At 60.5% G+C, this 23,052-nt stretch carries 20 protein-coding genes; 9 read left to right on the forward strand and 11 right to left on the reverse strand.

The genetic code is table 11. From position 1 onward, the window contains the following. Positions 1–143: 143 nt before the first annotated feature. The gene (locus QMK55_RS01495; protein ID WP_095047457.1) at positions 144–752 is read right to left on the reverse strand and encodes a tRNA-(ms[2]io[6]A)-hydroxylase; all 609 of its coding nucleotides are present in this window, start codon (positions 750–752) and stop codon (positions 144–146) included. A gap of 158 nt (positions 753–910) precedes the next feature. Here QMK55_RS01495 and QMK55_RS01500 point away from each other — a divergent pair, with 158 nt between their 5' ends. Further along, entirely contained in the window at positions 911–1,774 is an 864-nt protein-coding gene (locus tag QMK55_RS01500; RefSeq protein ID WP_102357163.1) for a universal stress protein, read from the forward strand. Positions 1,775–1,911: 137 nt separating this feature from the next. Here QMK55_RS01500 and QMK55_RS01505 read toward each other — a convergent pair whose 3' ends face one another. After that, the gene (locus QMK55_RS01505; RefSeq protein ID WP_100848178.1) at positions 1,912–2,382 is read right to left on the reverse strand and encodes a DUF1289 domain-containing protein; all 471 of its coding nucleotides are present in this window, start codon (positions 2,380–2,382) and stop codon (positions 1,912–1,914) included. 467 nt (positions 2,383–2,849) lie between these two features. On the opposite strand from QMK55_RS01505, the gene acnB reads away from it, so the two are divergent. Then, on the forward strand, positions 2,850–5,459 hold the full coding sequence (acnB, locus tag QMK55_RS01510; protein WP_102357167.1) for a bifunctional aconitate hydratase 2/2-methylisocitrate dehydratase: 2,610 nt from the start codon (positions 2,850–2,852) through the stop codon (positions 5,457–5,459). Between the two features lie 168 nt (positions 5,460–5,627). Here the strand turns inward: acnB and QMK55_RS01515 are convergent, their stop codons facing one another. From QMK55_RS01515 to QMK55_RS01530, 4 genes are all read right to left on the reverse strand, one after another. Continuing rightward, positions 5,628–7,274: a SulP family inorganic anion transporter gene (locus QMK55_RS01515; protein ID WP_102357168.1), complete on the reverse strand. Its 1,647-nt coding sequence runs from the start codon at positions 7,272–7,274 to the stop codon at positions 5,628–5,630. A gap of 80 nt (positions 7,275–7,354) precedes the next feature. Beyond that, a complete protein-coding gene (locus QMK55_RS01520) occupies positions 7,355–8,635 on the reverse strand; it encodes an HAAAP family serine/threonine permease (protein ID WP_102357170.1) in 1,281 nt (426 codons plus the stop codon). A 254-nt stretch (positions 8,636–8,889) separates the two neighbouring features. Then, positions 8,890–9,060, reverse strand: coding sequence for a hypothetical protein (locus tag QMK55_RS01525; RefSeq protein WP_178082144.1), 171 nt, complete (start codon positions 9,058–9,060; stop codon positions 8,890–8,892). A 51-nt stretch (positions 9,061–9,111) separates the two neighbouring features. Continuing rightward, entirely contained in the window at positions 9,112–9,306 is a 195-nt protein-coding gene (locus tag QMK55_RS01530; RefSeq protein WP_102357172.1) for a hypothetical protein, read from the reverse strand. 291 nt (positions 9,307–9,597) lie between these two features. Here QMK55_RS01530 and QMK55_RS01535 point away from each other — a divergent pair, with 291 nt between their 5' ends. From QMK55_RS01535 to QMK55_RS01555, 5 genes are all read left to right on the forward strand, one after another. After that, on the forward strand, positions 9,598–9,981 hold the full coding sequence (locus QMK55_RS01535) for a tautomerase family protein (protein WP_102357173.1): 384 nt from the start codon (positions 9,598–9,600) through the stop codon (positions 9,979–9,981). Positions 9,982–10,187: 206 nt separating this feature from the next. After that, complete coding sequence (locus tag QMK55_RS01540; protein WP_320328509.1) at positions 10,188–10,712, forward strand: cysteine hydrolase family protein; 525 nt, start codon at positions 10,188–10,190, stop codon at positions 10,710–10,712. 372 nt (positions 10,713–11,084) lie between these two features. Beyond that, on the forward strand, positions 11,085–11,585 hold the full coding sequence (locus QMK55_RS01545) for a DUF4822 domain-containing protein (protein ID WP_320328510.1): 501 nt from the start codon (positions 11,085–11,087) through the stop codon (positions 11,583–11,585). Between the two features lie 15 nt (positions 11,586–11,600). Continuing rightward, positions 11,601–12,029, forward strand: a complete 429-nt coding sequence (locus tag QMK55_RS01550; protein WP_102357178.1) for a hypothetical protein — start codon at positions 11,601–11,603, stop codon at positions 12,027–12,029. Between the two features lie 172 nt (positions 12,030–12,201). Further along, positions 12,202–13,170, forward strand: a complete 969-nt coding sequence (locus QMK55_RS01555; RefSeq protein ID WP_320328511.1) for a 2-hydroxyacid dehydrogenase — start codon at positions 12,202–12,204, stop codon at positions 13,168–13,170. On the opposite strand, the gene tssA is transcribed toward QMK55_RS01555, so the two are convergent. From tssA to QMK55_RS01580, 5 genes are read right to left on the reverse strand one after another with little or no spacing between them, the layout of a single operon-like run. Then, on the reverse strand, positions 13,167–14,249 hold the full coding sequence (tssA, locus tag QMK55_RS01560; RefSeq protein ID WP_102357180.1) for a type VI secretion system protein TssA: 1,083 nt from the start codon (positions 14,247–14,249) through the stop codon (positions 13,167–13,169). The two genes, QMK55_RS01555 and tssA, sit on opposite strands and share 4 nt — an antisense overlap. Beyond that, a complete protein-coding gene (locus tag QMK55_RS01565; RefSeq protein WP_320328512.1) occupies positions 14,246–18,070 on the reverse strand; it encodes a type VI secretion system protein in 3,825 nt (1,274 codons plus the stop codon). The genes tssA and QMK55_RS01565 overlap by 4 nt, the downstream gene beginning before the upstream one ends. Beyond that, positions 18,067–18,831, reverse strand: coding sequence for a DotU/TssL family secretion system protein (locus tag QMK55_RS01570; RefSeq protein ID WP_102357183.1), 765 nt, complete (start codon positions 18,829–18,831; stop codon positions 18,067–18,069). The genes QMK55_RS01565 and QMK55_RS01570 overlap by 4 nt, the downstream gene beginning before the upstream one ends. Positions 18,832–18,849: 18 nt before the next feature. After that, positions 18,850–20,181 (reverse strand): type VI secretion system baseplate subunit TssK, encoded by a 1,332-nt coding sequence (gene tssK / locus QMK55_RS01575; RefSeq protein ID WP_320328513.1) that lies wholly within the window; start codon positions 20,179–20,181, stop codon positions 18,850–18,852. Between the two features lie 46 nt (positions 20,182–20,227). Then, entirely contained in the window at positions 20,228–20,674 is a 447-nt protein-coding gene (locus tag QMK55_RS01580; protein ID WP_025111456.1) for a hypothetical protein, read from the reverse strand. A 225-nt stretch (positions 20,675–20,899) separates the two neighbouring features. Between QMK55_RS01580 and tssB the strand changes: the two genes are divergently transcribed. Together tssB and tssC are read left to right on the forward strand one after the other, a co-directional pair. Further along, entirely contained in the window at positions 20,900–21,442 is a 543-nt protein-coding gene (gene tssB, locus QMK55_RS01585) for a type VI secretion system contractile sheath small subunit (RefSeq protein ID WP_102357186.1), read from the forward strand. A 29-nt stretch (positions 21,443–21,471) separates the two neighbouring features. Continuing rightward, positions 21,472–22,956, forward strand: coding sequence for a type VI secretion system contractile sheath large subunit (tssC, locus tag QMK55_RS01590; protein ID WP_320328514.1), 1,485 nt, complete (start codon positions 21,472–21,474; stop codon positions 22,954–22,956). Positions 22,957–23,052 lie beyond the last annotated feature (96 nt).

A 23,052-nucleotide genomic window follows, 5' to 3' on the forward strand; every position in this document is an offset into this window, starting at 1 on the left:
ACCGTCTGCCAACCCATGTGTGAAGTGGTCGACATTATGGCGGCAATCGCCGGTGTGGCGTTGTTGCAGGCAGCAAAAACCGGCCACTGGGGCCGGTTTTCGGTGATATTTCATACTCTTAAGAGTTTTTAACAGTTTGTGTGTCAGGCCGCGACCGGCACACCGCTGTGGAAGCGAAACTCTTCATCCGGCGATTCGATCAGTTCCTGCTCGGCAGCGCGGACCTTTTCGATCACCTGGGCGATGTCCTTCGCGTCGCCGTACTGGTAAGCCAGCTTCAGGTAACCCTGGAAATGCCGCGCTTCGCTTTTCAGCAGGCCGAAATAGAACTTGCCGAGTTCTTCGTCCAGATGCGGCACCAGCGCCTCGAATCGCTCGCAACTGCGTGCTTCGATGAACGCGCCGACCACCAGGGTATCGACCAGTTTTACCGGTTCGTGACTGCGCACCACTTTGCGCAGGCCCGAGGCATAGCGGCCGGCATGCAGTTGGCGCAACTCGATCTTGCGGCGCTTCATGATGCGCATGACTTGCTCGTGGTGCACCAGCTCTTCCCGGGCCAGACGCGACATCATGTTGATCAGGTCGACGTGGGAATGGTACTTGGCAATCAGGCTCAGCGCGGTGCTGGCAGCCTTGAACTCGCAGTTCTTGTGATCGATCAGCAGGGTTTCCTGATCGGCCAGTGCAGCCTGGACCCAGGCGTCGGGCGTGCGGCAGCCAAGGAATTCGTGGATTTCGGGCAGGATCATGGGGCTCACGGTAAAGGTATTGGCGCGAAGGGCGCCGATTATACCGGCCTGCCCGCAGACCACCAGTCGCAGGCGTTGATATGCATCAAGTCGCAGGCCGATGAGCAGCAACTATAGTTGTGCAACGCCGTGCCTTTTCTTTGCTGGAGACTCCGCTCATGCAAGCCATTCGCAGCATTCTGGTGGTCATCGAACCCGAACATTCGGAAAGCCTGGCGCTCAAGCGCGCCAAGTTGATCGCCGGCGTGACCCAGGCTCATCTGCACCTGCTGGTGTGTGACCGCAAGCACGACCACGCTGGCATGCTCGGCGTGCTCAAAGCCGCGCTGATCGCCGACGGCTACAGCGTGACCACCGAACAGGCGTGGAACGAGAGCCTGCACGAAACCATCATCGATGTGCAGCAGGCCGAAGGCTGCGGGCTGGTGATCAAACAGCACTTTCCTGACAGCGCGCTGAAAAAAGCCTTGCTGACCCCGGCTGACTGGAAACTGCTGCGCCACTGCCCGACCCCGGTGCTGCTGGTGAAAACCGGCACGCCGTGGAAGGACCGGGTGATTCTGGCGGCGGTTGACGTGGGCAACGCCGATGGCGAACACCGGCATTTGCACACCACCATCATTGATCATGGCTATGACATCGCCAGTCTGGCCAAGGGGCATCTGCATGTGATCAGTGCGCATCCGTCGCCGATGCTCTCGGCAGCCGACCCGACCTTACAGCTCAGCGAAACCATCGAGGCGCGTTATCGCGAGCAGTGCAAGGCGTTTCAGACGGAATTCGATGTCGATGAAGCCCATCTGCACATCGAGGAAGGCCCGGCGGATGTGCTGATTCCGTTCATGGCGCACAAGCTGCAGGCGGCGGTGACCGTGATCGGCACCGTGGCGCGGACCGGGTTGTCAGGGGCGCTGATCGGCAATACCGCCGAAGTGGTGCTGGATGCGCTGGAAAGCGACGTACTGGTGCTCAAGCCGCAGGAGGTTGAGGATCATCTGGTGGAGCTGGCGGTGAAGCATTAAGAACTGCGGCGTTTGAAAGTCTGTCTTCGCGAGCAAGCCCGCTCCCACATTTGGAATGCATTCTCCTGCAGGAACGCATTCGCCTGCAGGAGTGCATTCCCCTGTGGGAGCGGGCTTGCTCGCGAAGCTTTTGATCTTCAGGCGCCGAAGGCGTCTTTCAGGAAGCCCGGGGCGATGTAGCGCTGGTAATGCGCTTCCGACAGCAGGAAGAATTCCCGATCAATGGCATCGCGTAACTCCGGCAGGTTCCAGTCGCGGAACTCCGGCAGCAACACCATCCCGTAGGCTTCCAGATTAATGATCACCCGCGCCCCGCGCGCAATCAGCTGATAGGCCCAGCAATATTCCGACTGATGCGGTACGAAGCGGATCTTGCGCTGTTCCAGTTGCTGGCGCAGACGCGCCGAATCGAAGATCTCGACCTTGCCCGCCATCACTTGTGACAGCAATTGTTCCAGCCGCAACCACACCGCGCGTTTCTCTTCCTCGCCGTAACCATTCCAGTTGATCACTTCATGGTGGAAACGCTTGCAGCCGCGGCACACCAGATCTCCGTAAACAGTGGAGCAGAGGCCGACGCAGGGGGTCTTGATGGTCTGATTGGGCATAAATTGGCAAAACACTGAAACGCGGAACAGGCCGGCATGTTAGCCCTTTGTCGGGCATTGATCACCCCTCAAACGTCAGGGACAAGCGCTGGATCGCGGTTTGACCCGCCCGCGCACAACGCCACCAAAGTCCAATAGAGTCCGACTTACCTTTAAATTTTTTTTGCCGTAGAATCAGCCAGCCTTTTAAGGCGCCAATGTCCGTTAGAAGCTGTTTTCAAAGCGTCACGAGCACAGTCGTTCCTTCAGAGCGGTGTTGGCGAAGGGTTTTTCCAGCGGGGAAAAGCCCAACGCCAACCCTCATCAGCTCCCCGTTCTGCAGGCGTAAAACTTTGAAAGCAGCTTCTGTAAGGAATTGCCGGTAATTCTGGCCAGACGACCCACAACGTCGTGAGGTGCATGAGTACGGCAATTTCGGGATGAGCGTCCCGGACACCCATTTGGGACCACTGATGAGGGTAATAACTGTGCTTGAAGCCTACCGCAAACATATCGAAGAGCGTGCAGCCCTGGGTATCGTTCCCCAGCCGCTTAACGCCGAACAAACTGCAGGCCTGGTCGAGCTGCTGAAGAATCCTCCGGCTGGCGAAGAAGCTTTCCTCGTTGACCTGATCACCAATCGCGTACCACCTGGAGTGGACGAAGCCGCTTACGTCAAAGCCGGTTTCCTGTCGGCTCTGGCCAAAGGCGAAGTCTCCTCCCCTCTGCTGGACAAGAAGCGCGCTGTAGAACTGCTCGGCACCATGCAGGGCGGCTACAACATCGTGACCCTGGTTGAACTGCTGGACAACGCCGAGCTGGCGCCAGTGGCTGCCGAAGAACTCAAGCACACCCTGCTGATGTTCGATGCCTTCCACGACGTGGCTGAAAAAGCCAAGAACGGCAACGCTCACGCCAAGGCCGTGCTGCAATCCTGGGCTGACGGCGAGTGGTTCAAGAAGCGCCCGGTGCTGGCCGACAAGATCAGCCTGCGCGTGTTCAAGGTCACCGGCGAAACCAACACCGACGACCTGTCCCCGGCGCCAGACGCCTGGTCGCGTCCTGACATCCCGCTGCACGCCCTGGCCATGCTGAAAATGGCCCGCGACGGCATCGTTCCGGACGAGCAAGGCAAGACCGGCCCGATGAAGCAGATCGAAGAAATGCGCGGTCAAGGCTTCCCGATCGCCTACGTCGGTGACGTGGTCGGTACCGGCTCCTCGCGTAAATCCGCTACCAACTCGGTACTGTGGTTCTTCGGCGACGACATCCCTTACGTGCCGAACAAGCGCGCTGGCGGTTTCTGCTTCGGCAGCAAAATCGCTCCGATCTTCTACAACACCATGGAAGATGCCGGCGCACTGCCAATCGAGTTCGACGTTACCAACATGAACATGGGCGACGTGATCGACCTGTACCCACATGCTGGCAAAGTCTGCAAACACGGCACTGACGAAGTCCTGACCACCTTCGAAATGAAGACCCCGGTGCTGCTGGACGAAGTTCGTGCTGGCGGTCGTATCCCGCTGATCATCGGCCGTGGCCTGACCGAGAAGGCTCGCGCCGAACTGGGTCTGCCTGCGTTCGACCTGTTCAAGAAGCCTGATGCACCGATCGAAAGCACCAAGGGTTACACCCTGGCGCAGAAAATGGTCGGCAAGGCTTGTGGTCTGGCAGAAGGCAAAGGCATTCGTCCTGGCACCTATTGCGAACCGAAGATGACCACCGTAGGTTCTCAGGACACCACCGGTCCAATGACCCGTGACGAACTGAAAGACCTGGCGTGCCTGGGCTTCTCGGCTGACCTGGTGATGCAGTCCTTCTGCCACACCGCGGCGTATCCGAAGCCGATCGACGTAACCACCCACCACACCCTGCCTGACTTCATCATGACCCGCGGCGGCGTTTCCCTGCGTCCGGGCGACGGCATCATCCACTCGTGGCTGAACCGCATGCTGCTGCCAGACACCGTCGGTACCGGTGGTGACTCGCACACCCGTTTCCCGATGGGCATCTCGTTCCCGGCCGGTTCCGGTCTGGTCGCGTTCGCCGCTGCCACCGGCGTCATGCCGCTGGACATGCCGGAATCGATCCTGGTGCGCTTCAAAGGCAAGATGAAACCTGGCATCACCCTGCGTGACCTGGTTCATGCCATTCCTTACTTCGCCATCCAGAACGGTCTGCTGACCGTGGAGAAGAAAGGCAAGAAAAACGCCTTCTCCGGCCGCATCCTGGAAATCGAAGGCCTGGAAGGTCTGACCCTGGAACAGGCGTTCGAACTGTCCGACGCCTCCGCAGAACGTTCGGCTGCCGGTTGCACCATCAAGCTGTCGAAAGAGTCGATCACCGAGTACCTGAACTCCAACATCACCCTGCTGCGCTGGATGATCGGCGAAGGCTACGGCGATGCACGTACCCTGGAACGTCGTGCTCAAGCGATGGAAGCCTGGGTTGCCAACCCGGAACTGATGGAAGCCGATGCCGACGCCGAATACGCCGAAGTCATCGAAATCGATCTGGCCGACATCAGCGAGCCTGTACTGTGCGCGCCGAACGACCCGGACGACGCCCGTCTGCTGTCCAGCGTTGCTGGCGAGAAGATCGACGAAGTGTTCATCGGTTCGTGCATGACCAACATCGGTCACTTCCGCGCTGCCGGTAAACTGCTGGATCAGGTCAAGGGTCAGTTGCCAACCCGTCTGTGGCTGTCGCCACCGACCAAGATGGACGCTCACCAACTGACCGAAGAAGGCTACTACGGCATCTACGGCAAGGCTGGCGCGCGCATGGAAATGCCAGGCTGCTCGCTGTGCATGGGTAACCAGGCACGCGTTGAGCCGAACAGCACTGTGGTCTCGACTTCCACCCGTAACTTCCCGAACCGTCTGGGCGACGGCGCGAACGTCTACCTGGCTTCGGCTGAGCTGGCGTCCGTTGCTTCGATCCTGGGTCGCCTGCCGACCGTCGAGGAGTACATGGAATACGCTGGCAAGATCGACAGCATGGCGGCCGATGTCTACCGCTACCTGTCCTTCGACCAGATCGCCGAGTTCCGTGAAGCTGCTGCGAACGCCAAGATCCCGGTCGTTCAAGCCTAACGTTGCAACGCAATGAAAAATGCCGCCCATCGTGAGATGAGCGGCGTTTTTTTATGCCTTGAATACCGATCCCTTGTAGGAGTGAGCCTGCTCGCGATAGCGGTGTGTCAGCTACATTTTTATCGACTGACACAACGCTATCGCGAGCAGGCTCACTCCTACAGGGGATTATGGGTTGAGCTTGCGGGCCTGCTGCACCGCGCCATCCACGCTCAACCCACTGAGGATCACCCCGTTGGCCGTCACCTCCGGCAACGCCTCCAACACCGCCAGCGCTTCATGCTTGAGCCGCGCCAGAATCAGCCGCTTGCCTTCCTGATGCACCCGCAGAAAAAACTCCTGCATCGCCTCGATACTGGTGCCATCCAGATCCGGGGTTTCTTCAAGACTGAGGATCACCGTGTGCACCGGCGCGTCCGAATGCCGAATCAGACGCAATGCCGCGCCGAGAATCCGCTCCACATTGGCAAAGAACAACGCTTCACTGGGCCGCACAATCAACACCCCCGGCTCAGAGACAGCCGTCGGATGCCGCTGCAGATCGACAAAGTCATGCCCGCCGTCGATCCGCCCGAGTACCTGAATATCCGCCGCCGACATCTGCTTTAGCATCAGCAACACGCTGATGGCCACCGACACCAGCAACCCGTCGAGAATCCCCAGCACCAGCACCGCTCCCACCGCGCACAACACCAGCACCCGGTCCCGCCGCCAGACGAAGTAACGCCCCAGCGGTTGCAGACTCAAGCCACGGCCCAGCGCATGCATGACGATGGCGGCCAGAATCGGTTCCGGTGTCAGGGCAATCCACGGCAATACAGTCAACACGATCACCAGCACCACCAGCGCCGCCACGCCCCCGGCCCAGCGTGAAGTTGCCCCGGCCGCCTCGTTCGCCGACGTCGCCGAATACCCTGCCCCCGCCGGCATGCCATGAAACAGCCCGGACAACAGGTTCGATGCACCCAACGCCAGCAGGTCACGGTTGGAGGTCACACGATCACCGTGCTTGAGCGCGAACGAACTGATCGAGCCGTATGACTCGGCATACAGAATCATCACCAGCGCAAACCCTACTTCGCCCAGCCGTAGCCAATCGGCGAACGGCAGCACCGGCAGGTTCGGCACCTCCAGGCTCAGGTCGATCAAGCCGATCAGCGGCACACCATGTGCCGGCAGATTCAGCCATTGCCCGGCAACGATGCCGATTACCACCACCAGCAAACCACCGGGCACCCGTGGAAAGCGGGCAAACAACCCCAACAGTACCAACGCAACGGCTGCCACAGCGGCGGCCGGCCAGTTCCATTGCGGCAATTGTTCAAGCAGTTGCGGGGCGAAACGCACCAGATTGGCATCAGTCAGGTGCACGCCGACCACACTGGCGACCTGCTTGAGAATGATGGTCAGCGCCAGGCCGAAGGCGAATCCGCGCAACACCGGTTTGGCGATAAACGAGGTGACGCTGCCGAAACGAAAGATACCCGCCAGCAGGAACAGGCCGCCAGTGACCAGCACCAGCCCGACCGCCAGCGTCGCGCGCAACTGCGGGTCGCCATTGGCCATGGTCGCGGTGGCCGCCGCCAGCACCGCCGCCGATGAAGACGTGGCGGAAACAATGGCAAAGCGGCTGGTGCCAAATAGCCCGTAGCAGAGCAACCCGGCAAACAGGGCAATCACCCCGGCCTGGGGCGCCAGCGCGGCGATGGTCGAATACGCGACCGCTTCGGGCAACAGCAGACCGGCAATCGACAGGCCGGCGAGGATGTCCTGCCAGCGATTGGGTGGTTCTACAGGTTGGGGCGCGCTCGACAATCCACTGTCTCCAGACGAAAAAAAGCCGCTGTGCGCATCACGCACAGCGGCCACTGTAGCTGAGTCTCTAACGCTTTGGCTTACGCCGTCAGCGAATAAATCACCGCCGAAATAGCCACCAGACCTACTGCGGTGACAAACACGTTCGAGGCCTGACCGCGATAGCGCGCCATCGCTGGCACTTTACGAATCGCGTACATCGGCATCAGGAACAGGATCGCAGCGATCACTGGACCACCGACGGCCTCGATCATCCCGAGAATGCTCGGGTTCAGGGTCGCAACGATCCAGCACACGACCAGCATGAACGCCGCCACGATACGGTCCAGCGCCTTGGCGCCCGGACGCTTGCCGGTCTTGACGATCAGGCCCTTGAGGCCTTCGCTGGCCCCGATATAGTGGCCGAGGAACGACTTGGAGATCGCCACGAATGCAATCAACGGCGCCGCAAACGCGATGGCCGGGTTGCTGAAGTGGTTGGCCAGGTACGACAGGATCGACAGGTTCTGCGCCTTGGCTTCGGCCAGTTGTTCCGGCGACAGGGTCAGCACGCAGCTGAAGACGAAGAACAGCACCATCACCACCATCAACAGGTGGGCGCGGCAGAGGATCTGCGAACTGCGTTGTTCTGCGTTAGCACCGTAGCGACGCTTCTGATCCACCGCGAACGCCGAGATGATCGGCGAGTGGTTGAACGAGAACACCATCACCGGAATCGCCAGCCACATTGTGTGCAACAGCGCCGACGGCGCCGGTACTTGCGAAGCAGTAGTCAGGATGCCGCCGTTCCAGTGCGGAATCAGGTACACCGCCAGGAACAGTAGCGCGACGATGAACGGATACACCATCAGGCTCATCGCCTTGACGATCGCCTGTTCGCCACAACGCACCACCGCCAGCAGGCCGAGGATCAGCACGAACGACAGCAGCGCGCGCGGTGGCGGCGTGATGTGCAGTTGGTGCTCGAGGAAACTGGCGACCGTGTTGGTCAGGCCGACGCTGTAGATCAGCAGGATCGGGAAGATGGCGAAGAAGTACAGCAGAGTAATCAGTGCACCGGCCTTGATGCCGAAATGCTGCTCGACCACCTCGGTGATGTCGGCGCCTTCGCGACCGGAAAGCACGAAGCGGGTCAAACCGCGGTGAGCGAAGAATGTCATCGGGAAGGCCAGCAGCGCGAGGATCACCAGCGGCCAGAAGCCCCCCAGACCCGCGTTGATCGGCAAAAACAGGGTACCGGCGCCAATGGCCGTCCCGAACAGTCCCAACATCCACGTGGTGTCATGGCGATTCCAGCTCGACAGTTCAGCTGGTGCTGCCGCTACATAGCGTTCGTCGACGCTATTGGCCTGATCATTCATCCGGTCGGATCTCCGCATTCCGGTCACTTGCCACTCGGTCAGGACGCGTCGGAAAAAACCGACAGACATGCTCCGGCCGAAACAGGGGCGCGATTCTCCGCGATAAATGAGCAGAAGCAAAGACTTAGCTGAGGAATGGTTGTACGGAGCAGATCAGCGGGTTGTCGCTTTCGGGAAAATGGTTGTCGGCAACAGGTATGCGCCATGTCGCTTTCTGGCAAGCTTCAGTGCAATGTGCGATCGGGAAGACTTGGTCAGATCGATCGGGCCAGGAGGAATCCGAGTGACATGCAAAAAAGGCCGAAACCTAACAGTCCCAAGATTGGAACCATTTCGCCTTTGTGTTTGATGCGCATTTTTTCAACGCATTCATCGTACTCTCGATCCGCTCGCTCAATCATGGCCTGACGGTCAAATGTGTTCATAGTGATTTCCTTATTGGGGACATGGCTCTGAATAGTGAGAAACGCGAACACTCAAAACTTAAGTGAAAGGCCTACTACTGCCGCTGTCGCGGTTAACACCCCAGTGACTACCGCGAGTGGATAAAAATACGTCTCCCACCTCAGCTTTTTTTCTTCTGCCATGAGCTTTTTCCGTTCAGCCGCAAGCTTGCGTGTTTCGCTCAGTAGCCGTTCGAGTTCCAGATGTTCTCGATTGTTTTGAAGCATTCGCCTTCCTTGGCTGTTGGCAGTGACTGCCCGGGCTGCTCTGTGCCCACATGATTTCGTGTTCATCGCCGTTCCGATAGCAGATGCATCCGCCAACTTCGTAGGCAGAATCCGCAAGTTTCGTAGGTAGCCTCCGACGCTTTCGCAAGCTGGCTCATACCCACAGGTGATCACCTTCCAAAGGTGGGAGCGAGCCTGCTCGCGAATGCATCGGTTCACCCACCCGATACTTTCAATTTCGCCCAGATCATCTAGCGTGAATGAGTCCCCTGCCCCAAGGAGTCTCTGCCCATGCCCCTCGTCCGCGTCGAAATCAAAAAACACGCCGATCCCACGTTCGCCAAACGCATTGGCGAGCAGATCTACGCCGCCATGCGTCACACCATTAACGTGCCGGAACACGACAACTTCCAGATTCTCAACGAACATGATGCCGAGCATTTCATCTTCGACCCGCAGTACCTGGGCATCCAGCGCAGCGATCAGTTGGTGATCATCCAGATCACCCTCAACGAAGGCCGGACGCTGGAGCAGAAAAAGGCCCTGTACCAGACCATTGCGCAAAGCCTGAACACACAACTGGGCATTCGCCTGGAAGACGTGTTCATCAATCTGGTGGAAGTCAAAAAGGAGAATTGGTCGTTCGGCAACGGCATCGCTCAATACGCCAGTTGACAGCCCTTCGTCGCCGCCAGCATGATCGGCGCATGAACATTCGCCCGCTGCACCACACCCGTACCACCACGACCGCCACTGGCGGGTCGTGGTGTGGCTGCCTGAGGTGAATCCAGCGCAGTGAACCCAAGGCCCCGCCAGCAATGGACGGGGCCTTGTTGTTTCTCCCGTCCGTGCGGCACTTGCAGCCCTCAAGGAGAAACACCATGTCCGCAGCACTGTTGATCATCGATATGCAGGTCGGTCTGTTCCATGGTCCGGAAAAACCCCACGACGGCGAACGTGTGCTCGCCAACATCCAGCACCTGATCCACCAGGCACGCCAGCAACACGTGCCGATCTATGCCGTACGCCACACCGGCCCGGCGGGCTCGCCGATTGCTGCTGGCAGCGCCTTCTGGCAATTGCTGCCGGAACTCGAACTCAAGGCTGACGCCGACCACCTGTTTGATAAATCCCGGCCCAACGCTTTCCACGGCACGGATCTGGCGCCGCAGCTCAATGCTGCACAGATCGACGACCTGTACCTCGTCGGCATGAAGACTCAGTTCTGCATCGATGCCACCTGCCGCGCCGCTGCCGATCTGGGCTTCAAGGCGCTGCTGGTGACCGACGCGCACACCTGCATGGACACCCCGGCGCTGCCTGCCCAAGCCATCATCGAGCACCACAACGCCACCCTCGGTGGCGCGTTCGTGCGGCTGATCAACAGTGCCGACGTGACTTTCTGAATCGAATCTGAGCCGCCGCACCAAAGTGCGGCGGCGTCAATGCGCAATCTGCAACTGCATTTGTTTTCCTACAAGCCTGTTTAAGCCCTTACTGTTACCAATGATGTTTATCAACAGCAACAGCCGACTCATCGCGCAAAAAAACAACGCTTTAACACCCAAACAAGCCCGACACCTCAGATTAATCCTACAACTTAAAACAACTCAAAAAACAGCAACAAAACATTACCAAGATCCAAATACAACCATTATGTTACAAGCAACTACCTTGCCATTGTAAACCGCTGCCAGTCGGGCCTATATTTTTCACGGCTGGACGTTAGAACACTTGATCAGTCCATAAACTGAAAACTTTCATAAAGAGGATACCGTATGCAAAAAAGTGCTCTGACCTGCCTGTTGCTTGCAGGATTGCTGTTTCCTTTCGCCAGCGTGGCCCAGCAGGCCCCGGCGAGTATCGACGTTCGCGAACTAGCCTCCTCACCTCGATGGCTGACCACCCGGGTCTATATCGAAGGCGCTGCCGAAACCGACGTAAAAGACAATTATCCCGGCGTCGTTGGCATATCGACCTGGGATCCCGAACGCAATCGTTATGAGTTCTTTTACACCGACACTGGAAATTCAAAATACAACAATGGCGGCGGTGGTTATTTCTTTGTCACCGGCGATCACAACGAACATGTTCTTGTCCCGGATATCGGCACCACCAAAACGATTGACCGACGTTTGGAAGCACTGAATAAAAATGAGTTCACTTACTCCCGGGAAGTGCCACGCGAAATGGTGGAAAGCAACCCGCTTGTACGCATCTACGTCGTTCACGCGCCTTACACCGGAACAGTAGAAACGACATCAGCCTTCATACAATAAAAAAGGAAGTTCACCATGCAAAAAACACTTAAAACATTTCTGGTTTCGTCACTGTTGATCTCTTCACTCCACTACACGGCTGCCAATGCGCAAGCCACTACTCCACTGGCAAAAAATGCCGTCGCCACTCCGGACAACGCGATGATGCTCACCGTATTCCTGAAACACGACCAGTCGCGCCCCTTGAGTGAAATCAAAGCCCAGCTCACCCGGCAAGGTTTCTATAAAACCTTTCCGCCGGCCGGCGTTGAAGTGGTGAGCTGGAAAATCATGATGGGCATCGGCCAGGTGGTCACCGTGCGGTTTCCGGCTTCGCGTCTGGCGGAAGTCAACCTTGCCCTGGAAAATACCGCGTGGGGCAGTTACCGGACCGAGTTCTATCCGACCTATGATTTCAAACCGATTGCCCTGGCCGAGCAAACCAGAGCCCAGGCAGCCCCATGATCAGGTCGGCACACTGGATGGCCGGTGTGCCGGCGCCCTTGCTTCTTGAGCGAAGCCGTCCAGAATCAAATCAGCACCGCGCGAATGACAACGATTGCCAAGCCGCTCCGCAATCAGCACTCTGCAACAACTTTCGCGAAGCAACCCCGCCGACGATCACAGGAGCCGCGTAATGCCCGCCACCGTTCTGGTACTGGTTGAAACCATCAATGACTATCTGCCGATTCTCGAGCATCAGGGTTTTCATCTGATCCTCGCGCCAACCCCTGCCGAACGGGCGCAAGCCATCGCCACCCATGGCTCGCGAATCGACGCGGTGCTGACCCGAGGTCCGCTGGGCCTGACCGCCGATGAAATCGCCGCCCTGCCGATCCTGAAGATCATCACCGTGATCGGCGCCGGTTACGAGCATGTTGACCTGCAGGCCGCCAGCGATCGCGGGATCACCGTGACCAACGGCGCCGGAGTCAACGCCTCGTCGGTGGCCGACCATGCCATGGCGATGCTGCTGGCGCTGGTGCGTGACATTCCGCGTTGCGACGCCGCCGTGCGCCGGGGTGAATGGCCGAAAATCATGCGTCCGTCGCTGGCCAACAAACGCTTGGGGATTCTCGGGCTGGGCGCGGTGGGCATGGCGATTGCCAGGCGCGCCCACCTCGGTTTCGACATGCAGGTCAGTTACCACAACCGGCAGGTGCGCAGCGATGTGCCGTACGCGTTCTGCTCGACGCCGACCGAACTGGCGCGGGCCTCGGATTTTCTGATCGTTGCCACGCCGGGCGGAATCGGCACCCAGCATCTGGTGACCCGTCCGGTGTTCGATGCACTGGGCCCGAAGGGCTTCATCGTCAATATCGCCCGAGCGAGTGTCATCGCCACCGCCGACTTGATCATCGCCCTGGAGCAACGGCGGATTGCCGGTGCCGCGCTGGACGTGTTCGATCACGAACCGCAGGTGCCGGATGCGCTGAAAAGCCTGAGCAACGTGATTCTAACGCCGCACGTCGCCGGCCTGTCACCGGAAGCCACCCAAGGCACGGTAGAACTGGTGGGGAAAAACCTGGTGGCGTTCTTTTCCGGAGAACCGGTGCTGACCCCGATTGCGCTACCGCCGCGCCTGGGTAATCAGCGGGTGCACTAAAGCACCCCGAGCAAGGTCCACAAACGACGCGATTCGGCGTCCGCCGAGATCAACTCGCCGAGCAATTCACTCAACGGCTTGTTGCCCCACTCCACCCCGCGTCGTATCAGATACGGTACGGGGCTATGAGGCTCGGTGCGGGCCAGGTATTCGGCAATCAGCAGCAATTGTCGGTACGCCTCTTCACGACTGGCCGGCTCGCGGAACACCTGCGCGGCAGGCGCCTCTTCAACCGGTTGTGCCACGGCGACAGGGACCTCAACCACCGCAGGTGGCGGTGCCGGCTGTTGTGGGTGCATGGCAATGAACTCCTGAACCAGCGTCAGCAACGCTTGAATGGTTTCCTGCAACGGGTGAAACCCCGGCCCCTGCTCACCCAGATACCTTTCGCTCCAGGCGTCCAATCGCTGTAGATGCTGCAAGCTCAACAGCAGATTGCCCTGCATGCGCAGCCAGAACGCCATGGGCGTGACCCGGATCTGGTCGCCGAGTTTTTTTTGTTCGTTGCGCGCGGTGTCAGCCGAGGTCTTGGCGTTCTTGCTGTCGTTGGCCTTGACCTGCTGCACCTGCAAGCGGCGCCAGACGTCCAGGGTGTAGAACTCGAAATCACTGTGGTGCGGGCCGAACAGCGGCACCCGGGTCAGCAGGACTTCACTGTAGCGGCGCACCAGCCATTCCAGCGGAATCACCCGCCACGACTGGTCGCCGTCCTCGGCCTGCGGGTGCAATTGCTCGGGGTAGCGTTCGCAGAGGCTGGCGATCAGCGCGAGACTGCCGGGCAAACCATCCAGCGCTTGCAGATGCAGCCACGCCTCGCCCAGCCACGCAGCGAGCATCAGGTCTTTGCTGCGCTCCAGCAGCAGGCTCGTGGTGAGCGCTTCCACGTCCGGCCAGTTCGCCCGTTTGACTGCCGACTGCCAGACCCCGGTCGGCAGGCTGGTGTCGTCCTCGCGGCGCAGGTCACGCAACTGGTCGTACTCGCGCTCGTAGCGCAAATCCACCCCGCAGGGTTGCTCGGCGCTGATGGGCGCCAGCAACTGATCGATCAGGTCCGGCAAAGTCGTCGATGGCAGGCTCACAACCCCTCCTCTTTACGGGCGTCCAGAGCGGCGGTGGCGCCACTCAGTTGATAGGGCGAACGCGGTGCGCGGGTCGGCAGCGGCGGAATCGCCAGCGGCAGTTTCGAGCCCTGACTCATCAGCGACAGGCGCACGAACATCCGGGTAGATTCGCTGGTGACACTGTCGGTCGCCGCCGTCACTGGCAGGCGCAACGCCAGCGGAAAATCGGTGTAATCGAGGTTCGGCTGACGCTGCACGGAAAAGTGCGCGCGCATCAGGCGCAGCAACGACCACGGCCCGCCGTACTCCCAACCGGCCTCCATGTCGCGCACCACCAGGTTCGGTTGCAACGGATCGTTAACCGGGCGCTCCTTGCCGTTACGCGCCCAGCGCAAGGTCAGGCGAATCGGCTGACCGACCATCCAGCGCAGGTTCGGCTGTTCGGCACCGGGGTAGCTGATCTGCTGATTTCCCGCCAGCAGGCCCCAGGCAATCACCTGATCGGCACCCTTCTCTTCTTCGCGGTCGGTGCGCCAGCGCACGTCGAGCTCAACCCCGAGGATGCCACTCTTGTCGCGCACGAACAGCGGCGTCAGCCATACGCTGGCCTGCTTCAGGCGATTGAGAAAATCTTCGGCGGCCAGCCGCTCCGGGGTCTGACTCAGGACCAGTCCGGCCTGGGCCACCGCCAGACGCTTGTCGATGATTTCCAGAAAGTGCTGGACCCGCGCCGGGTCGGCATCTTGCGCCTGCACACCGTTGGCAAACGGAAAGCGATCGGCGAGGTATTGATTGAAATAGGTCGCCAGCTCGTTCCACGCCGCCGCAGCCTGCTGTTGTTGCAGGAACTGGCAGCGCTGCATGGCGCTCTGTTGCAACTCCACCGCGCGCATCGCCAGGGTGCCGCGACCGCCGGCGATGTTGGCCGTCTGCAACGTCTGCACGCAGGTGCCGGTGTCCATCTCGACAAAGTCGCGGCTGACCAGTTGTTCGATCTGCGCAGGAGAACTGGCCGGGTTGGCGTCCTTGTACTTGAGCAGTTCGTCGTTGAGTGCGCTGAACTGGGTCACCCGCTCGTAATCCAGCGCCGACAGATTGCCCTGCTGAGTCGTCAGCCACTGCAACGCCGAGGTACGCCGTTCGGTAATGCCGAGCATGGTGTTGAACTGCTGCTTGAGACTCAGCTTCAGGTCCTGCACATCGCTGGCGCCGTACAGTTGCAGACCGAGGTTTTTCGAGCCGTCCCACTGGCTGATTTCGGTACGGCCGCCGAACAACGGCTGTGCGGTGATTTCCTCCAGGCCGCTGACGATCTGCGCCAGTGCCCGCCGGTTCAACGCCCCTTGCAGACGCGACGCCAGATCGCTGCGGTGCACTTCGACGAAGGCTTTCTGCAGGGCCATGGCCTGTTCGGCCTTCACATTGAACACGGCATAAGGCTGAGTCTGGTCGTTGTGATCCTTGAGGCTGAGCCACATCGCCTGAGCGGCGGCGCTTTCGGCGGCTTGCAGCAAGGCTTCGCGATACGCCGGCGGGATGCGCGGCAACTCTTCGGCGACATAACTCTTGTAGCTGGCGAAGTAGCTGAGCGAGGTATTGAGGTCGTCGCCGTCGACGGTCTGGCCCTGCAGGTTGACGTTGTCCTGACTGGCGCGCATGGCAACCGACACGAAGTCACGCTTGAACAGCGCCTGCACCGCGTTGTTGAGCTTGACCACCTGTTCCTGCAGCGCCAGTTGCCCGCTGCCCTGCTGTACCAGCAGGTTGCCGCGCGAACCGACCTGGGCGATCCACTGATCGCGAAAGCTCTGTTGCAGCTTGCCCGCCTGCTGGTCCAGTTGCTGCTCGACAGCCGGCCCAAGCAATGAACTCTTGCGCACCTTGTCGAGGAAATCGCGATAGCCCGGCACCAGTTCCTGGCCCTTGCCGCGACTCCACGTCGAGTTGGTCAGAGCGATGGCCGCTTGTAGATCGTCGATCAGCGCACGCAGATCCTCCAGCTCGCTCAGGCTGTTGCCGCTGCCCGCCTCCAATTGCTCCAGATGCAGCTTGAGGTAACCGGCCTTGCTGACGAAGTTGTCGGCGAGGAAATACTGATCGAGCCAGCGCTCCATCAGCCCGGTGAAGTTGCTGACGATCAGCGGCCGCTCCACGCTCAGGTCCAGCGCCTGCAAGTCGCCGCTGTCGCCCGCCGCCAGCAGCCGATTGTAGTAAGCGGCGTGGGGCAAGGTGGCGGCGTTGAGGTTCAGTGACAACGCGCTGTTGCTCAGTTGCACCAGATCATCCAGCGGCACCCGTTGGTTGTTCTGCACTTCACCGAACAGCTGATTCTGTTGTTCCAGACGCAATGCCCGATCCACCAGGTCCGTCGCCTTCTGATAGTTCTGCCACTGCGCCGGGTCTTCGCTTTCCACGCTGTTGCGCCGGTCGGTGCTGCGGATCGCCTTGATTTTCGCCAGTTCCGCGACCAGCAAATCGTGCAGCGGTACCAGCATGTGGCGCTGGGTGGAGCGAAACAGCTCCTGTTCGATCCGGGTATCGAAAGAAGAAAACCACGAGGTCGGAAATACCAGCGACACGTAATGCCAGTGTGGGGCTTTCTCCAGCACCCGCCAGAAGCTCTGCACATTGCGCCGGGTTGGCTCGATCCGGTGCGCCTCGTCGGTGACCGCGACATAACTCTTCTGTGCGCCCTGCATCAGCCGCGCCAGTTCGTGAGCATCGCGCACCGAGTCGCGCCAGATCCAGACCATCGCTACCGCCCACACCACCCCGACCACCAGCGCGACGCCGGCGGTGATCCGCTGCCAACGCTGGCGCAAACGCAGCAGACGTGGCACGCCCTGGGCCAGGCCGCGTTCACCCACCAGTCGTTCGCGCCACAACGGGCGCATGAACGCACTGCGCTGCAAGCTGCTGTCGTCAGCGGAAAAGCCGTCCAGCGCATCGTCCGACGGCTGATTGGCAGTCAGATACACGCCGCGAAAACACGGTGCCTCACCCTGGGCGTTGCCCTGAAACACCGGTTCGAGCACGCTCTGCAAGCCGCGACGCAATGTCTCCAGACGCTCCGGCAAGGCATACAGATCAGCACTCAAGTGCCCGGACAAGGTGCCGATTTCGATCACCGCTTCCGACACCGCGCGGTGCAGGCGATCCAGCGCCTGATCGCTCCACTGTCCCTGCCACACCGCGTCGCGGGCGTAGGGTGTCGACCAACCCAGGGTGCGCTCGCGCGCCTCGTCGGGCAGCGCGCTGATCAGTTCCTGAAACCCGGGCAATTCCTCAAGACCGGTGATGATCACGTACACCGGCACACTCAAGCCGAAGCGTTGCAGCAGATCAATGAAACGTCGGCGCGCCGCCAGACCGAGCTGGGTGGACTGCTCCAGACTCCCCAGGCGACTGGCCGGCACTGTCCAGACCACTCCGTCCAGCGGGCGTTTGCTGCGCAGACGCAAAATCAGTCCGAGCAGACGCCACCAGCCGCCACGCTGCAGGTGCATGCCGTCATCGGGCAGGAACAACGCCTGCGGCACCACCAGCACCGCCCCTTCGGGATCGGACCACCAGCGACCGAACCACGCCGGTTTGTCGGTCGGCTGCAAACGCCACTCGCTGACCAGTTGCGTGCCCTGGGCTTCATCACCGAGCAACAGCAGCCATGGCATCTGGTAGCGATCGTGACTGCCCTGCTCTTGCTCCATGTGGCGCACCGCAGCATAAAAACTGCGAATTGCCGCGCCGCTCTGGGTACGCAACCACCATACGGCCACGGCGATGATCACCGGCAGCAACAGCAGCGCGACCACCCAAGCGACAATCGTCAGGACGCTCATGAGTCTTGCTCCGACGTGATCGCCGGATCGCTGATTTGCAGCACTGGCTCAAGCTCCAACCGAATGTCACGCCAGAAAAACTGCCCGAGGCCGGTCAGCAGCAACACCATCGCGACAATGCCCAGCGCCAGCCGAAAACCGTCCGGCAATGCGCTGCGCACCGGCAGTTGCAACGGCGCGATCAGTGAGGGCTGCGCCAGCCGCTGACTGACATCCGCGTAACTGGCATCGTCCTGCCAGGCAAAGTTGAACAGCGCCAGGCGCCATTTCTCCAGTTGCGCCTGGCTGTGTTCGCCGCGCAGGCGACCGTTGAAGCCAAGGATCAGGCATTGCAGATAGACGTTGGCCAGGTCGCGGCTGATGGGTTGCTGTTCGTCGAGCAGAGTCTGAATCGCCGCCGGCAGTTGCTCACCGGCCTGCCGACTGGCGTACAGCCGCGACTCCAGCGGCTTGTCCTGCCACGCGGCCTGCCCGGGCCAGGGCGTAAACAGCAGCGTTTCATCGACCAGTGCGACAAACGCGTAAACCAGCGCCTTGACCTGTTCGGTGGCCGAATCGCCGACCCGCGAATACGCCGTGCGCCACAATCGTTGCGAAGCCTGCGTCGACAACTCGACCACAGTGTCGACCAGCGCCGCTTCGTCTTCGCTGTCCTTGGGCAACTGGCTCCAGTCCACCTGCCATTGCTGCCAGGTCTGGCGGAACGCGCTGCTCAGCGGTGCGTCCTGCAACCCCAGGCTTGCGGCACTTCCTTGCGACATACGGCGTTCCTTGTGTGATCAGGCACTTTCGCTGTTCTGGGCGACAAACAGCACCACTTGCCACGGACTGCTGGTCAGCTTCGCGGCGGGCGCGGCAATCATCAACGGCAGTTGCGCGTCGAACCACGCCCCTTGGGCAGTGACCACGAACAGCCGCGTGTCTTCACCGACGCTATACGCCACCTGCTCGCTGCGGCTCATCGCCTGGTGAGTCAGACCGCTCATGCGCTGGCGGCTGAGCAAGGCAATGTGCGGCGCTGAAGCGATGATCGCGCCGCGCAGCCAGTCACCAGCGGCCTGCTCGCTGGCACCGTTGGGCATGCGCAGGCCGATCACCAGTCGCTGGCTCGGCTGCTCATCCGGCAACTGAATGGAGAAGCTCTGCTCACCACGTTCGAACGGCAGGCTGCGATAACCGGCGCGGATCAGTTCCAGGGTGGTTTCCAGCCATTGCAGCACCGCGTCGTAACCGCGCTGCAACTCGAGAAAATCCAGCGGCGCGAACGCCGGCACCCCGGCCAGCGGATCGAGTGCCGACCACGCGCCAGCCAGACCCAGCAGTTGCACATACACACTCTGCGGATGGGCGATGCGGCTGTTGAGTGCACCTTCGACTTCCGGCAGGCGTGCCCACAACGCGGTCAATTGCCGGCGAATCTCCAGCGCATCGTCCTGATTGCCAGCCTGTTGCGCCTGACGCAGACGCCCGCCGAGGAACATGCATTTCTCCCGCGCCCGTGCGCACAATCCGGCGACACGCCGGCCCAACGGCGCGTCGGGCAACAGCACCGGAGTCGGCGGTGTATAGGCCAATGGCAGGAAACCGCCGCCTTCCTTGCGCACTTTCAACAGCGGCAGACAGATCGAATCGGCCTTGTTCGCCTGCGTACACAGGCGCGGATTGGGCCGCCACACGGTGATCGATTCAGGAAATTCGCCGCTGGTGAGATCCGGTAACGCCTCGCCGACCACCGACTGCAAACGCCCCTTGAGCGGCAGCAGTTGCCCGGCGCGCCACAACGGGCTGATCGCCAGGTAAACGGTGACGGTGGCATCGTCGGTGGCTCTGATTGCCGCGCTGACATCCAGCTCCAGTATCGGCCCGCTGCCGGCTTGCAGATTGACCGGCAAACCGTCGGGCATCGTCCCCTGCAACGACAGCAGTCGTACCACGCCAGCGCTGAGCGCCGAAGGGTCGAAGTCCATGTGGCTGACGCCCCAGAACCAGGGGTTGCATGCTTGCGCCAGGTGCGCGCCGAGGGCTTCGGCACGCAGGCCCTGCAACTGAAAATGCTGGGGCAGCAATTGCATGCCTTCGTGCCAGCAAACCGCGTCAGGTAGCAGACTCATACGACTCCCTTCGACTGCACCGCGAACCGGCGGCGGACGGTGTGTTTCAGTTTTCCTTGCTGACCAGGCTCATCTCGCGACTGTCGAACTTGAGCCACGCTTCGCTCTGATCATCCAGCCGCAAGCGGTGTGCTCCGGGTGTGTTATAGCTGGCGAAGACCAAAAGTCCAGCGGCCTTCTTGCCCCCCAACGGGAACGGTTGGCGGTCGATGAATTGCCCCGGTACCAGCTCCACTCCCCACACACTCATCAGTTGACGATAGTCGCGCTGGTACTGCTCGCGCTCGGCAAACCACTGGCTGGCACTGATTCCCGACAGTTGCTTGAGCAGGTCCGGGTCATTGACCGCGATGAAATCCACGGCAATCGGTGTGTCGTCATTGGCCTTCGGCGCGACGTCGAGGGTCAGGCTGTCGAGATCCACTTTCGGCCCGAACAATGAACACCCGGTCAGCAGCGCCAACAAAAACGCTACAAAAAATCGTCCGCACAAAATGAATTTTCCTTTTCCCGTAGCAGTCAAAAATCGTTTTTGCTTGCTTTTTTATAGACCTGTTCTAGCGTCTTGGATAGTTCGGTTCCTGCAGCCGAATGAGGAAGGTTTGTCAAAGGAACGACAGGTCATCTGCCACCCTTTCTAACCTACGGTCCAGTAAGGGAAAGCGATGAACGGGCCTCCCGATGCATTGCGCCCGCCTTCGCATCGGAGTCAGCCACCATGGCAGAAAGTACTCAGCACAAGCTCGACCGGGTTCGCCCGCCCCGAGTGCAAATCACCTACGACGTCGAAATCGGCGATGCCATCGAGAAAAAAGAATTGCCGTTGGTCGTCGGAATTCTCGCCGACCTCTCGGGCAAGCCGCTCGAACCATTGGCAAAACTGACTGAACGGCGTTTTACCGAAATCGACCGTGACAACTTCAACGAAGTGCTCGCTTCGATCGGTCCACGCGCCACCTTGCAGGTCAACAACACCCTCAGCGGTGACGACAGCAAGCTCAACATCGAACTCAACTTCAAACACATCGACGACTTCGACCCGGTCAAGGTGGTGGAGCAAGTCACCCCGTTGCGCCGCCTGTTCGAGGCACGCCAGCGCCTACGCGACCTGCTGACCAAACTCGATGGCAACGATGACCTGGACAAGCTGCTGCGCGACGTCATCGCCAACACCGAAGGCCTGCAGGAAATCAAGTCGGCTCGCCCAGACACCGCTACCCCGGCCGCTGACGCCGAGGCCCCGGCCGAACCGCAAGCCTGATCGTCCACTTAACGAGGGGAGAATTCGCCATGCCCGCCGCCGCCCAGAATCAAGCCAGCGACAATGCTGCAGCCGAGACTTTATCCCTGCTTGACCGAATCATCGCCGAGGGCCGCATGGCCCACGATGACAGTCAGCAAGATTACGCCCGCGACATGCTCGCGGAGTTCGCCACCCAGGTGCTTGACGAAGGCATGGCCATCGACAAGGACACCGTGGCAATGATCAACGACCGCATCAGCCAGATCGACGAACTGATCAGCGCCCAGCTCAACGAGGTGCTGCACCACCCTGATCTGCAGAAACTCGAAGCGTCCTGGCGTGGCCTGCACATGCTGGTGCAGAACACCGAAACCAGTACCCGCCTGAAACTGCGCCTGCTCAACGTCACGCAGAAAGAACTGCAGAACGACCTGGAAAAAGCCGTCGAGTTCGACCAGAGCGCGCTGTTCAAGAAGATCTACGAAGAGGAATACGGCACCTTCGGCGGGCACCCGTTCAGCCTGCTGGTGGGTGATTACACCTTCGGCCGGCACCCGCAGGACATCGGTCTGCTGGAGAAACTCTCGAACGTCGCCGCCGCCGCGCACGCACCGTTCATTGCCGCCGCCAGCCCGCGCCTGTTCGACATGAACAGCTTCACCGAACTGGCGGTACCCCGTGACTTGTCGAAAGTCTTCGAGAGCCAGGAGCTGATCAAGTGGCGCTCGTTCCGCGAGAGCGAAGACTCACGCTACGTGTCGCTGGTGCTGCCGCATTTCCTGCTGCGCCTGCCATATGGCCCGGAAACCTCGCCGGTCGAAGGCATCAATTACGTTGAAGACGTCAACGGCACCGACCACAGCAAGTACCTGTGGGGCAACGCCGCGTGGGCGCTGTCGCAACGCATCACCGAAGCCTTCGCCAAGTACGGCTGGTGCGCGGCGATCCGTGGTGCTGAAGGCGGCGGTGCGGTTGAAGGCCTGCCGGCGCATACCTTCCGTACCAGTTCCGGCGACCTGTCGCTCAAGTGCCCGACCGAAGTGGCGATCACCGACCGCCGCGAAAAAGAGCTCAACGACCTCGGCTTCATCGCCCTGTGCCACAAGAAGAACAGCGACATCGCGGTGTTCTTCGGCGGCCAGACCACCAACAAATCCAAGGTCTACAACACCAACGAGGCCAACGCCAACGCGCGGATCTCGGCGATGTTGCCGTACGTGCTGGCGGCCTCGCGTTTCGCCCATTACCTGAAGGTAATCATGCGCGACAAGGTCGGCAGCTTCATGACCCGCGATAACGTGCAGAGCTACCTCAACAACTGGATCGCCGACTACGTACTGATCAACGACAACGCGCCGCAGGAAATCAAGGCGCAGTACCCGTTGCGTGAGGCGCGAGTTGACGTCACCGAAGTGGCCGGCAAACCGGGCGCCTATAAGGCGACGGTGTTTTTGCGGCCGCACTTCCAGCTTGAGGAACTGACGGCATCGATCCGCCTGGTGGCGACGTTGCCGCCACCGGTTGCTGCCTAAAGCTTAAAAGCAAACCTTTGTGGTGAGGGGATTTAGCGAAACGTCGCACCGCCCCGTTGGCGCGCGCAGCGGCCCTGTTTTGCTGGGGCCGCTACG

The organism is Pseudomonas sp. P8_229 (assembly GCF_034008635.1).
Lineage (GTDB): Bacteria > Pseudomonadota > Gammaproteobacteria > Pseudomonadales > Pseudomonadaceae > Aquipseudomonas.